This window comes from Streptococcus sp. STC1396 (assembly GCF_058933875.1).
Genome location: NZ_JBZYCU010000012.1, coordinates 15,035 through 28,695, shown reverse-complemented (window position 1 = coordinate 28,695; position 13,661 = coordinate 15,035). Strand labels below are relative to the sequence as shown.

Below are 13,661 nucleotides of genomic sequence, written 5' to 3'. Positions count from 1 at the left end.
GTAAGATTCTGATTTATTTATCTTCGATCTCAATGACCGGTTGTTCATCTTGTTTAAGTTTGTTGACAGTCATATTGACGCCAAGTGCTCCTGCTAGGAGTTGGCGAATATCAAAGCCTGCCCCTTGAGAAACTTGATCAATACTCTGCATGATGTCGCCGACCATCTTAGAAGCATTGCCATCCCCATACATGGTAATCTTGTCTACCTTGGTCAATGGCTCTGCTACAGCACGAGCAATTTCTGGCAGTTTATCGACAATCATTTCCGTAATCGCAGCTTCCTGCATCTTCTTCATAGCTTCTGCTTTTTTGTCCAAACCTTGTGCTTCCGCTTCTAGCTTAAGGCGAATGGCTTCCGCCTCGGCACGTCCTTTGGCTTCAATAGCTTCTGCTTCCTGCAACTGAGCATATTTCTCAGCCTCGGCTTGAGCCTTGCGAGCTTCTGCTTCTTTCTGCGTTTCAAAGAGTTCAGCTTCCGCCTGACGCTGACGCTCAATCAATTGAGCTTCCGCAGCCTGTTGACGGGCATATTTTTCAGCTTCGGCTTGCTTGCGGATATTGGCATCCAATTCCTGCTCACGAACCTTAACTTCCCGCTCCTTGACTTCCGCTTCTTTTTCTTGCTTCATGATGTTGGCTTCGGCAGCCACACGTTCCTGCTCACGACGTTGAATTTCTGCTTCGATACCTTGAGCCGCATCAGCCTTAGCCTGAGCAATGTCTGCTTCTTGTTTAAGAGCAGCTTGCTTGAGTTTCAGTTCATTTTGCTTTTGAGCAATTTCTAAGTCAGCAGCCACGCGCTTGTCGTTAGCCAACTTATCCTGCTCAGCCTCAACTTCCTTGCGCTCACGTTCGGCCTTAGCCTTGGCAATCAGGGCGTCTTTCTTGATCGTTTCGACATTCTCGATACCGAGATTATCAATCACACCACCTTCGTCAGAGAAAGACTGAACGGTAAAGGCAATGACTTCCAGACCCATCTTAGCCAAATCTGGCGCTACGTTATCCTGCACTTTAGAGGCAAATTCCTGACGGTCATTGACCATCTTGCGCAGTTCCATCTGACCGATTACCTCACGAAGATTTCCTTCTAGGACATCTTGGACAGAATTTGAAATATCCTCTGTATTCCAGTTGAGGAAGTTCTCAGCTGCCCGCTCGACCATTTCATCCGTAGTACCAATCTTCAGCTTAACAGCAGCATCCGCACGAACATTGATAAAGTCAAGTGTCGGTACAGACTCAGAAGTACGAACATCGGTAGAAAACTGCTCGATATCTAGATAAGAGCGTTGCTCTACAAAAGGAATCATGAAACCAGCCTTACCGCGCAAATGGCGCTGCTTACGCAGACCAGTAATAACGACTACTTCATTTGGCTTAGCATTGACATACCCCTTAGCCAAAAGAACAATAAGCACGATGGCAGCAATGATTGCAATAATCAACCACCCTGGGATAAATAATATATCCATAAAAACTTCCTTCCTTTTTCAGAACAATATATCATAATATCGTTCTAATATATTTTTAATCAGTATATCAAATAAGTAACGGATTTCAAAATATTTACTGTTCGTTCTTAATCTACAAAAACAGCTAATTTCATGCCTGTTTTCAGCTATGCCAAAGTGCTAGCTCTCCTGCATCTTTTTACAGGCGCAAGTTAAACCAGACTCCTAACTGGCCTACTCGTCAAATAAGCCCTGCAGCCCTGCAAAAGGACTATTCGCTTCCTTTTTCTCTTTTTGGCTTTGTTGATATTCTTCCTCTGTCATGACCTGCCAGTCATTTCCTGTTGGCATCTCACTACCTGCCTCTTCTTCTGGAGTCAAGATTTTTAGCGGAATATTGAGCAGAATATTGTCCGCCACACTCTCAGCCAGATCGATTCTATCTCCCTCAATAGGTAAAACCAGATCTTCCTCTAACAAATCCTGCTGCGATCTTCCATGCTGACCATCCGCAAAAATTTCATTGACCAGATAGGCTTCCTGCAAGTCAACTGGCTCCATGCTGCGGCTGGAAGCTAGGGTAATGGTATAGGACAGCTCATAATCAAGGAAGTAAAGTCCATCCTCATACTGAGCTTTCCCTTTAGCCGTAACATTTTTTACGTCCAAAATCTCAGCGTTACGCTCTTGTAACTCCTGAGCCAAATCAAAATTCTGCTCAAACTTCAGACCATCGGGATTTTTCCGAATTTCTTGAATATTTAACATAAGTGCCTCGTTCTTTAAATTTTCTCTTTTATTATATCATGATTCCCCCTTGAAAACTAGAATCAACCGTTTTTTATTATAATACTACTAATATTTGGAGGGAATTTTTATGGTAATGCTAGGAAAAATATTTAAAGAGTTCAGAGAAGCTAGGCACGTCTCCTTATCCCAAGCAGCCGAGCAAGTGTATTCCAAATCAATGCTCTCCCGATTTGAAAACGGGAAAAGCGACATAGCTATCTCAAAATTACTAGCTATTTTAGAAAATATTATGAATTTTCCTTCAGTTTTCAGGCCAAAAGCGAGAAAAACGAGCAAAATCTGTTAGACTGCCAAAACAGCGCTGATTATTACCAGTTAGCCATTGAAAAACTCCTGAGAAAACAAATTCGTTGAAAATATCTAACTTTTATCTCCTTTTTTATTTTTATCTTATACTAGGCTCATAAGGAAGCTGTAAGTCGCATTGGGATTCTTACCACTTAGCTTACTAAGTTTTACCACTTACTGAAAACCCCTTGAAGCGTGATTTTTTTCCTGCTATAATCAAGACTGATAAAACAAAAAGGAGTCACGTATGAAATTATTTTTTAAAAATAGGGTTTATGCTGCCCTGAGCCTTTCTCGGATTTTTAACACACTGGGAGCCTCCATCTACAACATTGTTTTTGTAGTTTTTGCCTCCAGTATGCCTCAACCAAAATTTGCCGTAGCAACCGCCAATCTAATCGTTCTCGTACCGACTCTCTTTACGATTTTTGTGGGAATACAGGCAGACAAAACTGTTCATAAATCTGCTTGGCTGATTCGTTTTGGCTATCTCCAAGCCTTGCTGTTCATCTTGGTGGCTTTCCTGACTAAGTCAATCAGCTATCTTGCTTTTTCTCTGGTTTGCCTGATGAATATCCTATCCGATGTAATCAGCGATTATCGCAGCGGTTTGCAAATGCCCATTCTAAAAAAGAATGTGGCAGAGGAAAATCTCATGGAAGCTTTCTCCTTCACCCAGATGATTACCTTTATCTGCAATCTAATCGGGCAGGCACTGGGTGTCTGGCTACTTGCTGCCAGCAATCAAAACTTCGCACTGGTCGCTCTCTTAAATGCTCTATCCTTTCTCCTTTCTTCTTCCATTTTATATATCGTTCGCAATAGACTGACTCATGAAACGGTCCAATCTTCTCAGAGTCCCCTCCCCCTCAAGACCCAGCTTAAAGAACTGTATCAAAATTCTAAAATTATCTTTGAACAAGAAGGAGCCAGCAGTTTTTTAAAATTGCTCTCTCAAATCCTGATTCTCAATGCCTTGGGTGGCTCCGTCATGGCTCTCTACAATCTTTATCTACTGGACTATCCTGTTTTTGGCCTTTCTTTCAGCCAATCCCTGCTCATTTTTGAGACTGTTTTCATTCTGGGCGTTGTCTCTGCCGGATTGACACCTAAAGACTTTTTCAGCAAACTTTCCATCAATCATCTGGCTCTTGCCTCTACCTTGGCTATCTTAACTTTGGGTTTGATTAATCTTTTTCGTTTACCTGTATTTTTAGGCATGGTAGCTATTTTCTTTATGATGTATATAGCTGGAAAGGTCAATCCGAAAATCAATAGCCTGCTCCTTAGCAAGCTCTCATCAGATGTCCTCGCTCAAACTTCCAGCTTTCTCAGCCTGCTTTTTAGCTTCTCTGTCCCTCTCGGAACCATGCTCTTTACCAGCCTAGCCCTCTGGAATATGACTGGCGCCTGGCTGATTTTTAGCCTAATCGGCTTCTTTGCCCTACTATTGACCTTTGAAAAAAAGACCGAGAAGTAGAATTCTCAGTCTTTTTATATTTATCTATTATAGATTCTTTTCAAAATCAATCATACAAAGTATGATACATCTTTTCCATGAAGTCCTCAAGCTCTTTTTGGATAATTTTTAATAGGCGTTCTTCTTCGGCTTGAGGGATGGTCACTCTCTCTTTTATATTTTGATTATTAATATGCGAGTAATATCTACGTTTTATGGTTAATTGATTATCTAAAATATAGTAGGCATCTATTTTTTCCTCATTTACTGTTGTTTCAAAAAAACAGCGACTTCATCCTTTCCTTGGTTTGAAATTTTCAAGTCTAAACTTCCTTTTATCTCTATATCTTCAATTCCTCCATCCAAGCGAATAGCACCATCGGGAGGAACGACATAGCCTGCTTTGCGGATGTCAGACGCATACTTTTCTGACGCCATTAAATGTTCTAAGACGGCTATGTTGTCCTTCTGTTCAAAGGAAGCTTTTAGTTGGCTACGTTCTTGGTAGCTTTGAACATGAAAATAAAAATTCATTCCAGCAACTAAGACCGTTACAGAACCAATCATGATTAGTATTTTTTTAAGTCCCGACATTTTTTTCATCTCCTCTATCTAAGTAATCATAGAAGTCTTGTTTCCAACCCTCTTCCTTGTCGTTAGGATTTCCAATAAAAATATTGAGGTCAAAGCCATATTTAATGAAGTTGCCTCCTATCGTATTATTTTCAATAAGAGTTTTAACCATAAGTTTACCGTTAGATTTATCCCCATTTCCCATCACAGTATAGAATTCTTCAACACGATTTATCTGGTTTGTCTGTATACTATGATTGTAATCTGCTTGAACTTTAAATACATCTTTTGTTTCTACATCTTTTGCAACCATTCTTTCGTAAGAAACAATAGCATCTAAATCTGAATTAAAATCTGCATCATCATATCTACCAGAATCAATGTCTCCTTTGAAGGAACTTTCATACTTTTCAGTATTTACAGATAGGTCTCCAATCCGAATTGAATTTCCAATTGTGCTAAGAATATGGGCGCTTAGTCCCTTCCAGCCATCTAGGTTAGATAAGTCTCTATCACCCCATGATAACTCAGTAAAACTAGCAATTTGAACAGCTTCATGCGCTAAGTCTTTACTATGATTAGATTCATACTGTTTTCTAATTTTATCTTTAAAGAGTATACATTCTTCCTCTGAAAAACCATAATCTGCCAAAGCACTATCTAAATCACTTGTATTTTTGGCATCAACAACACCCGCAAGACCTCTCCAGGTTGCCCTTACCCCATAAACTGGAGATGCAACTAGTCTATTATACTCATAGATAACTTTTTCATTAGTCCAGCCTTCTTGTTCTGCCTTTTTCAAAATCCCCTGCTGAAGCTTATAGATCACATTTGCCGTAGGCTCATCCAAGTTGTAAGATGACATTAAATCATCCACAATCACTTTCTTTTCCTTTTCAGCTTTAGTCACTGGGATATTCTTATCCAGCTTATATGTCTCAATCTTCTGTCCTTGCATCTTAGCCACCCAGCTCATGTCCACACCATCCGCATAGTAGTTGCCATCACTGTCGACAATGACTTTACTAAGTTGTGTGGCTCCTTGAATAGCTAAGCCAAGGACTTCTAGACTATCACTGAAATACTGGGAAACCTGTGAAACAAAGAATTCTAGCTTTTCAATCTTGTCATCTAAATCCTGAATACCCGACTCAATTTGAGATTTGGCATTGTAGAGCACGGCTCTATCCGAGAAAGCCTATGCCCAATTCATACTTAAGAGATCCTTGACTTGGCTGAGAATAGCCTCCCTTACTTGGATTTGAGCCTCAACTACAGCCAACTGCTCTTCCCTTACTTTTTTGAGCTCTTTGAGCTGTTCTAAATCTAAATCGCCATATTCAGATATTTGGGCATCCGCATGTTTGTAGGAAGTCAACTCTTCCTGAATATCATCTACAGCTGCCTGCAATTTCTTGATAGAGGGTAGGATGATATCTGTAAAAAGTCCCTTACCAGCTGTATAGGCTGCTCCCATGAGTTCACCCGAATCCAAGGAAGAGATTAGATGGTCACAACCACTGGATAAGCGGTCTATCACTTCATTAGCCACTTGGAGATTGTTGGTCATGGCCTGAATCAGCTCTTGGGATTCTTGAGCGCTGTATCTTACTCCCATGGTAATCGATTCCTTTCTGTAACCAGTTCTTCTCTGACATCATCTAAAAGTCGACGAGCCTTTTTAGTCTGTTTATCTAAATCATCCAGTTCCTCATCCACATACCAGCCAATGGCCCGCTGGATGGACCAGTTATCTTCTTCGATTTGTTCCACTATCTTGTGAGAACTGGGCGATAGCTCCAACAGGTTTGTCATCCGGCAGTTGAGAGTCTGGATATCTGAGTAAAAGTTAGTCAACTGCTTTTCGTATTGTCTTTTGATAGCCAGAAGACTTTCTTCCTTATCCTCAATCTTGACAATTTCTCGCCAAAGTTCAGAACGTTTTTCTTCATTAATATCTGCCATTTTTAGCTACTCCATCTTTGAGCCTGCTCGATATCGCGTTTTTCAATCTTGTAGGCAATTTCCGGAAACTTATTCGCCTGAGCCAAGACAGCTACACTAAAGTCACTAACAGCTTGTAGCATCTGGTTACTTGCCTGACGACCGTTTTCCATACCAGCAATATCAGATGTATAGCTAAAGTCTACCTGCAAATTTTGCTTGTCACTGGTATCAAATCCTACCAGCTCACTAATAGCATTCTCTGCTGCTATTGAGCTAGATTTTATTGTTCCACTTATACTAGAAAACTCCTTTTATAACTGAATAGGTTTATTTCGATAATAACACAGAACTATTACAATTTCATAACAAAAAAGAAGGAAGTCAAAGCTTCCTTCTCACATCTTTCTCAATCGCTCTACCCGCTCTGAAATAGGAGGGTGCGTATAGAAAAGTTTCTTTAGCCCACCTTCTTTTTTGGGGTCATTGATGTAGAGCGCCGCACTGGCATCATCGACGTCATGTTCCATAGGCTGACTATGCTCCAGTTTCAGCAGAGCATTGATCATCCCTTGGGGATTGCGAGTCAACTCCACACTAGAGGCATCTGCCAGAAATTCCCGCTGACGGGAAATGGCCAGCTGCACCAAAGTCGCAGCAAGGGGCGCTAGAATCACAGCCAATAAGGACACAATCAACAGAATAACCCCTAGACCATTATCGTTGTCCCGATTGCTTCGCCGACGACCACCGCCAAACCACATCATACGACCAGCTAGGCTAGACAGCATAGTAATGGCACTAGCCAAAGCTACCGCAATCGTTGAAATACGGATATCATAATTTCGAATGTGACTGACCTCATGGCCCATGACACCTTCAAGCTCCTCTCGGTTCATGATAGCAAGCAAGCCTGTTGTAGCAGCAACTGCTGCATTCTCAGGCTTTGATCCAGTCGCAAAAGCATTGGGCGACGCATCTTCTACAATATAGACCCGAGGCATGGGAATCTGCGCCACCATAGCCATATCCTGCACAATATGATAAAGCTCAGGTGCTTCCTGCTCGGAAACTTCCCTCGCGCCATTCATGGACATGACAATCTCCGTAGACTGAAAAATCATACTGATAGCATAAATGCCACCAATGATAAAGGCAAGGATCAGGCCACCAAAGGCAGAATCTAGCCAAAGATAGCCGACAGCCGCCCCGATGAGGGCCAGGAGACCAAAGAAGGCGATAAGGAGGAACCAAGTCCTCCTTTTATTGCTGGCAATTTGATCAAATAGCATCTTAGTCACCTAGCCCGGTACTGCCAAAATCAACTTTTGGGACAGCCTTTTCTTCTTCTGGCGTCTGTAAGAAAGCTGCAGCTTTAAAACCAAACATACCTGCAATAATATTGCTTGGGAAAGTTTCCAGCTTGACATTGTAGTTGCTAGTTACTGAATTATAAAGCTGACGAGAATAAGCAATTTTATTTTCTGTATTGGTCAGCTCTTCCTGCAACTTCAGGTAGTTGGTATTGGCTTTCAGATCTGGATAGCTTTCAGCTACTGCAAAGATTCCAGAAATCTGGCGAGAAAGGGCATCACTGGCTTGCATGGCTTGGGCTGGTGAAGTGGCTGAAGCTACTTGGTTGCGCAGCTGGGTCACCTTTTCCAAGGTTGCCTGCTCGTATTTGCCATAACCTTTGACCGTTTCCAAAAGGTTGGGAATCAGGTCATTACGGCGTTTGAGCTGCACATCAATCTGACTCCAGGCTTCCTGAGTCTGCATACGGCTTTTGACCAGTGTATTGTAAGCGCCAATGACAAAGAAAGCCAAAAATACGACAACGATAAGAATAATAATAAAAGTCATGATATACTCCTTCAATTTGGATTAGACTTATTATATCAAAAAATAGTGAGACTGTCTTTATTCTTGACATGGGTATTGAAAAGATGTATGATAAAGGAAAGAATAAACCGACAGTCGGTCGAATAAAATTTTACTATTAAAAAGGATGCAAACATGGCCAATAAAAAAGACTTTATCTTAGATACCGCTCAGGAGCTTTTTATGGAGCAAGGCTTTGACCAGACCTCTATCTCCCAGATTTTAGAAGCGACTCAAATCGCCCGTGGTACTCTCTACTATTACTTTTCTTCTAAGGAAGAGATAATGGATGCCATCATTGAGCGAACCATTGAAGGAGCATTTACAGCTTCCCAAGCCTTTGCTGATAATCGTGAACTGACTATCATAGAGCGCTTGGCTGGCAGCATGGCTGCTCTGAATCTCAATCACCAAGAGGGAGAGGAAGTGCTGCTGCATCTCAATCAGCCACAAAATGCGCTCCTGCACGAAAAGACCAATCAAATTCTTCTTGAACGGGCACCTCAGATTTTACTTCCCATCATCCAAGACGGCATCACCGCTGGAGATATGAGGACCGACTATCCCTACGAAAGCCTGGAAATGATTCTTACTTATTCGCTTCAAGTTTTTGGCAGCAGTTTTCAGGCTCTACCCCCAGAAAAACAGCAGCAAAAACTACAGGCTTTTCTCTATCTTTTAGAAACTCTTTTTCACAGCCGGCAAGGCTACTTCAATCCCTTTCTAGACTTGATTCAGACTCAAAGCAGCTAGAAGACTAATTACTAATTCACTATTTACACTTACTTGACGTCTCAAGATTAGGAGGCAACTATGAAACAATCAGGCTTTAGACTCTTTTTATTGATTTGGATAGGAAGCCTCATCTCGGAAATCGGCTCCGGTATGACATCTTTCGCTTTAGGAGTTTATATCTTCCAGCTGACCGGTTTGGTTTCTGTTTCTTCTTTTGTTACTCTTTGTGCTTTTCTACCCGGTCTTTTGGTCACCCCTCTGGCTGGAATTCTGGCAGATCGCTATGACCGAAGATTGCTGATGGCTCTGGGAGATGGCCTGTCAGGCTTAGGAGTTCTCTGGATTTACTTTAGTCTGAAGAATCCTGCTTTGATTTTTATCTGTATCGGAGCTTCCATTAGCTCACTCTTTTCAGCCTTGGTCAATCCGGCCTTTCGAGCTACGATTTCCGACTTGCTGCCTGAGGACCAGTTATCAAAAGCAACTGGTTTGTCCCAGATTAATGGCATTGCCCGCTATCTGATTTCACCAGCCTTGGCTGGAATGATTTTAGCGAGTGGACATATCAGCACGATTCTGTTGCTGGATTTTTCGACCATTTTCGTGACAGTGGCCTGCACCTTGCTCGCTCGTAGAGCCATTCACACACAAGTTTATAGCAGCGACAGTCGTTTCTGGGCTGATTTCCTTAAAGGTTTTCAAATCGTCTATGGAAAAAAAGGTATCTGGATTTTAGTCCTAGCTGGAACAGGCTTTTCCTTCTTTCTGGGAACTGTCCAAATCCTGCTTTCTCCCTTGGTGCTGGCTTTCGCAGATGCCAAGACAGCCGGTTGGGTCATGACCATCTCCAGCAGCGGCATGCTCATCGGCGGCTTAGTTCTGGGGATATTTGCTATCAAAAAGCACTTCCATCGTATGCTCTGCCTATCTCTATTTCTACTGGGGCTCTTCATGGTTGGGCTGGGAATGAAGGAAAACTTCATCTGGATTTGCAGCTTTGGCTTTCTCCTCTTTGCTGCCCTACCCTTCGCCAATACAGCCATTGACTATCTAGTCCGCATCAATATTAACAAAGCTGACCAAGGCAAGGTCTGGGGAACCATTGGGATTATTTCCCAGCTGGGCTATGTGCTAGCTTATGCTGGCATGGGTTGGGTGGCAGATAGTCTTTTCAAGCCCTCGCTAACTTACTTTGGCTGGTTGGCCAATTCTGTCGGAAAAATCATCGGTGTTGGCGGAGGCAGAGGCTATGGTCTGCTCTTTATCCTATCCGGTATCTCTATCAGCATCGGTGCTTACCTGCTCTCCCGAGCACGTTCAGTAAAGGAGCTGGAATATGTTTCAACGCTTGATAAAAAATGATCTAAAAGAAAATAAAATCAGCATGCTGGTCATCGGACTTTTCCTGCTTCTGACTCTGACTCTGAGTTTTGCAGCTACACGCCTGACCGTCAGTCTCACTAGCTCGATTGAGCGCTTTGTAGAAACAGCTAAAAGTCCTCACCTGCTACAAATGCACAGCGGAAGCGTTGACCGAAAACGGCTGCAAAACTTTGTCCAGCAGCATCCAGAAATTGCCTCTTGGCAGCTGACAGACTTTGTCAATGTGGAAGGATCAGCCATCCGCATCAATGAGAAAGACTCACTTCAGGACAGCTCTCAGGATAATGGCTTTTCCAGTCAAAACCAAAACTTTGACTTTCTGCTGGATCAATATAACCGGCCTGCTCAGCCTCAGCCGGGGCAAGTCTACATTCCCCTCTACTACTACAACAGTGGAAAAATCAAAATCGGTGACCAAATAAGGGTCGGCAAGCTACAGCTAACTGTTCAGGGCTTTATTCGAGATGCCCAGATGAATGCGGGTCTAGTTTCCTCCAAGCGCTTTCTGATCTCGCAGGCTGATTTGCAGACTCTGAAAAAAGAAGCATTTGCATCTAATGAGAACCTGATTGCTTTTCGAGTGCATAAGCTTTGCCAGATTTCTACCATCGAGCAGGCCTATAAAAGTGCAGAGCTTGAGTCCAACGGGCCGCCTATGATTACCTATCCGACCATCAAGATGATTAATGGCTTCAATGATGCTCTAGTCATCCTGGTCATGGGGCTGCTGGTTATGGCCATCATTGGCATCACCTTTCTCTGCATGCGCTTTGCCCTCTTGACCAAGATTCAAGAAGACCTGCAGCAAATTGCAGTTATGAAGGTAATGGGGCTGCCCCAAAGCTTTATCAGCAGGGTCTACCTGACCAAGTATTATTTCTGCCTGGCTCTTACAATCATCGTAGGCTGGGGACTGTCCTTTCTTCTGAGCGCTCCTTTTAAAAAGCAGATGGCACTGTCTATGGGGCAAAGTCCGACGCCATTCTATAGCTATCTTTTGGAAATGCTAGTGGCTCTGTTGCTCTGTCTCTTAGTCTTCTGGCTGACTGCCCGGCCTCTTAGCTCTTTTAAGAAAATGACACCCGGCCAAGCTTTAAGATTAGCTTCTTCCAACAGTCTGACCGAGACTCGTTCTACTCCGAAAATGGGCTTACCGACTATCCCCTTCTTAGACAGACCCTATTTCGCCCTGAAAACGATTCTCAGTCATAAAAAACTCTATTTGACTATCTTGTTCATTGTCAGTTTGATTAGCCTGCTTATCCTGCTGCCAGCCAGTCTCTACAGCACTGTGACGGATAAAAACTTCATCCAGTATCTGGGAGCTGGTCAGGCAGATGTGTTGGTTGATATTTCTCAGACTGAAGATATTGATACCAAGGCTGCCCAGCTTCTGAAAGAACTGCAGGCAGACAAGGATATCGCAGAAATTAATCAGTACCAGAGCCAGAATTTCTCCTATCAAGACCAGCAAGGTCAGACCCAGCAGCTGCGGGTAACTCTGGGAAACCATGCAGGATTTCCAGTCAAATACAGCCAAGGCCGCTATCCTAAAAACGAGCATGAAATTGCCCTCTCCAAGCTGCAGGCAGAAGAGCTCAAGCTAAAAGTAGGAGACAGCCTGACTTTGAATATTGATGGCCAAGCAAGGAGACTAAAAGTAGTCGGTATCTACTCAGACCTGACCTACGGTGGCAAGACCGCCAAGGCTGTCTTTGTGACAAAGCAAGCGCAAACGCTCAATAGTCTGACGACCATCCGCCTTAAAGATGCTAGCAACAAAGCTAAAAAAATCAACGAATGGAAAAAACACTATTCCAACTATAAATTAACCGACGTAGAAGACTTTTTCCATCAGACTTTTGATGACACTCTAGCTATGCTCCGCCTGATTCAGACCAGCGTTTTCTGGACAGGGCTGGGAATCATCTTCATCCTTATGACTCTCTTTGTCTATATGATTTTCACCAAGGACCAAGCTGACTTGGCACTTTATCGGATGCTGGGATTTGGCAGTGAACGACTCAGGAGCCACTACCTGCTCGCTGTCTGCTTCATCTTAATGCTGGCTCTGGCAATAGCCGACCTGCTACTCCTTAGTCTAGGGCAAGAAGTCTGCGGTCTACTGCTCAGCAGCTTCGGTATCAGCAAACTCCAGCTCATCATCAATAAGTCCTTTACTTTTCTATGGACACCGCTGGCTCTGCTTCTTAGTGGACTCACAGCAGCACACATCAGTCTCCGAGCGCTGAACAAGCTGGAAATCGGACGTTATCTCAAGGAACATTGACCTTAAGTAGATAGCTTCCGAGCGCTTAGCATTTATTATACATCCGAGGAGAAGCCCATGTTATTAGACGCACATAACCTCAGCAAAAGCTATCAGGAAAATCAGGAGCCCATTCTCCGTGATTTGTCGCTGGAGATTGAAAGCGGCCAATTCATCGCCATTATGGGACCGTCTGGCTGCGGGAAATCCACTCTTCTCAACCTTTTGTCCACCATTGACAGACCTGACCAAGGACAGATTCTTTACGAGGGACAGGACTTGCTGGCCATGAAAGATAAAGACTTAGACCGCCTTCGCAGAGAAGCTTTTGGCTTTGTCTTCCAGCAGGCAACCTTCCTGAAAAATCTCAATATCCTAGACAATATCCGCCTACCGAGTATTATTGGTAAGAAAGGCAGCGAGCGAAAGGCAGCCTATGAGCGAGCCAAGGAGTTAATGGCTCTGACTGGAATCGAGGATATCGCCCACCGCAGCATCCATCAGGTATCGGGCGGCCAACTCCAGCGAGCTGGCATCTGTCGGGCTCTCATGAACCAGCCTCGAATCATTTTTGCTGACGAGCCGACAGGAGCCCTCAACTCTCAGGCTGGCCGTCAGGCTATGGAGCTCATACAGCACTTCCACCAGCAGGGCGCAAGCATTCTCCTAGTGACGCATGATGCCAGCGTGGCTACCTATGCAGACAAGGTGCTGCTTATTTTAGATGGCAAGATAAAAAAAGAAGTTCTCTTTGACCAAACCGCTAATCAGGATGAGCGACGTCAGCTGCTCTTGGCTGAGCTCAATCAGATTGGCATATAGAAAAAGAGGCCCTTTGGCAACAATGCCAGGGTCTCTTT

Annotated in this window: 12 protein-coding genes and 2 pseudogenes; 6 read left to right on the top strand and 8 right to left on the bottom strand. The window is 43.5% G+C overall.

The features are described 5' to 3' along the window. Positions 1–13: 13 nt before the first annotated feature. The gene (locus tag AC5FEC_RS05525; RefSeq protein WP_037615296.1) at positions 14–1,477 is read right to left on the bottom strand and encodes a flotillin family protein; all 1,464 of its coding nucleotides are present in this window, start codon (positions 1,475–1,477) and stop codon (positions 14–16) included. Between the two features lie 213 nt (positions 1,478–1,690). Next, on the bottom strand, positions 1,691–2,224 hold the full coding sequence (locus AC5FEC_RS05520) for a DUF177 domain-containing protein (RefSeq protein WP_493661558.1): 534 nt from the start codon (positions 2,222–2,224) through the stop codon (positions 1,691–1,693). Positions 2,225–2,333: 109 nt separating this feature from the next. Here AC5FEC_RS05520 and AC5FEC_RS05515 point away from each other — a divergent pair, with 109 nt between their 5' ends. After that, positions 2,334–2,552 carry a helix-turn-helix domain-containing protein gene (locus tag AC5FEC_RS05515; RefSeq protein ID WP_493661557.1) on the top strand — a complete coding sequence of 73 codons (219 nt, stop codon included), beginning with the start codon at positions 2,334–2,336 and terminating at the stop codon, positions 2,550–2,552. Positions 2,553–2,801: 249 nt separating this feature from the next. After that, positions 2,802–4,034, top strand: coding sequence for an MFS transporter (locus tag AC5FEC_RS05510; RefSeq protein WP_493661556.1), 1,233 nt, complete (start codon positions 2,802–2,804; stop codon positions 4,032–4,034). A gap of 46 nt (positions 4,035–4,080) precedes the next feature. Here AC5FEC_RS05510 and AC5FEC_RS05505 read toward each other — a convergent pair. The 6 genes and pseudogenes from AC5FEC_RS05505 to AC5FEC_RS05480 form a co-directional block, all read right to left on the bottom strand. After that, positions 4,081–4,607: pseudogene (locus AC5FEC_RS05505) on the bottom strand (thiol-disulfide isomerase). Then, positions 4,594–6,207: pseudogene (locus tag AC5FEC_RS05500) on the bottom strand (T7SS effector LXG polymorphic toxin). The pseudogenes AC5FEC_RS05505 and AC5FEC_RS05500 overlap by 14 nt, the downstream one beginning before the upstream one ends. Further along, complete coding sequence (locus AC5FEC_RS05495; RefSeq protein WP_493661555.1) at positions 6,198–6,554, bottom strand: hypothetical protein; 357 nt, start codon at positions 6,552–6,554, stop codon at positions 6,198–6,200. The pseudogene AC5FEC_RS05500 and the gene AC5FEC_RS05495 overlap by 10 nt, the downstream one beginning before the upstream one ends. A gap of 2 nt (positions 6,555–6,556) precedes the next feature. Beyond that, entirely contained in the window at positions 6,557–6,832 is a 276-nt protein-coding gene (locus AC5FEC_RS05490; protein ID WP_037615276.1) for a hypothetical protein, read from the bottom strand. 99 nt (positions 6,833–6,931) lie between these two features. Beyond that, positions 6,932–7,825: a zinc metalloprotease HtpX gene (htpX, locus tag AC5FEC_RS05485; protein WP_493661554.1), complete on the bottom strand. Its 894-nt coding sequence runs from the start codon at positions 7,823–7,825 to the stop codon at positions 6,932–6,934. Between the two features lies 1 nt (position 7,826). Then, positions 7,827–8,396, bottom strand: a complete 570-nt coding sequence (locus tag AC5FEC_RS05480) for a LemA family protein (RefSeq protein ID WP_037615272.1) — start codon at positions 8,394–8,396, stop codon at positions 7,827–7,829. Positions 8,397–8,549: 153 nt separating this feature from the next. Between AC5FEC_RS05480 and AC5FEC_RS05475 the strand changes: the two genes are divergently transcribed. From AC5FEC_RS05475 to AC5FEC_RS05460, 4 genes are read left to right on the top strand one after another with little or no spacing between them, the layout of a single operon-like run. Next, positions 8,550–9,167 carry a TetR/AcrR family transcriptional regulator gene (locus AC5FEC_RS05475; RefSeq protein WP_493661553.1) on the top strand — a complete coding sequence of 206 codons (618 nt, stop codon included), beginning with the start codon at positions 8,550–8,552 and terminating at the stop codon, positions 9,165–9,167. Positions 9,168–9,227: 60 nt separating this feature from the next. Further along, positions 9,228–10,511, top strand: a complete 1,284-nt coding sequence (locus AC5FEC_RS05470) for an MFS transporter (protein WP_493661552.1) — start codon at positions 9,228–9,230, stop codon at positions 10,509–10,511. Next, the gene (locus AC5FEC_RS05465) at positions 10,486–12,822 is read left to right on the top strand and encodes an ABC transporter permease (protein ID WP_493661551.1); all 2,337 of its coding nucleotides are present in this window, start codon (positions 10,486–10,488) and stop codon (positions 12,820–12,822) included. Before AC5FEC_RS05470 ends, AC5FEC_RS05465 begins: the two co-directional genes overlap by 26 nt. Positions 12,823–12,879: 57 nt before the next feature. Next, positions 12,880–13,623 (top strand): ABC transporter ATP-binding protein, encoded by a 744-nt coding sequence (locus AC5FEC_RS05460; RefSeq protein WP_493661550.1) that lies wholly within the window; start codon positions 12,880–12,882, stop codon positions 13,621–13,623. The last annotated feature ends 38 nt before the right edge of the window (positions 13,624–13,661 follow it).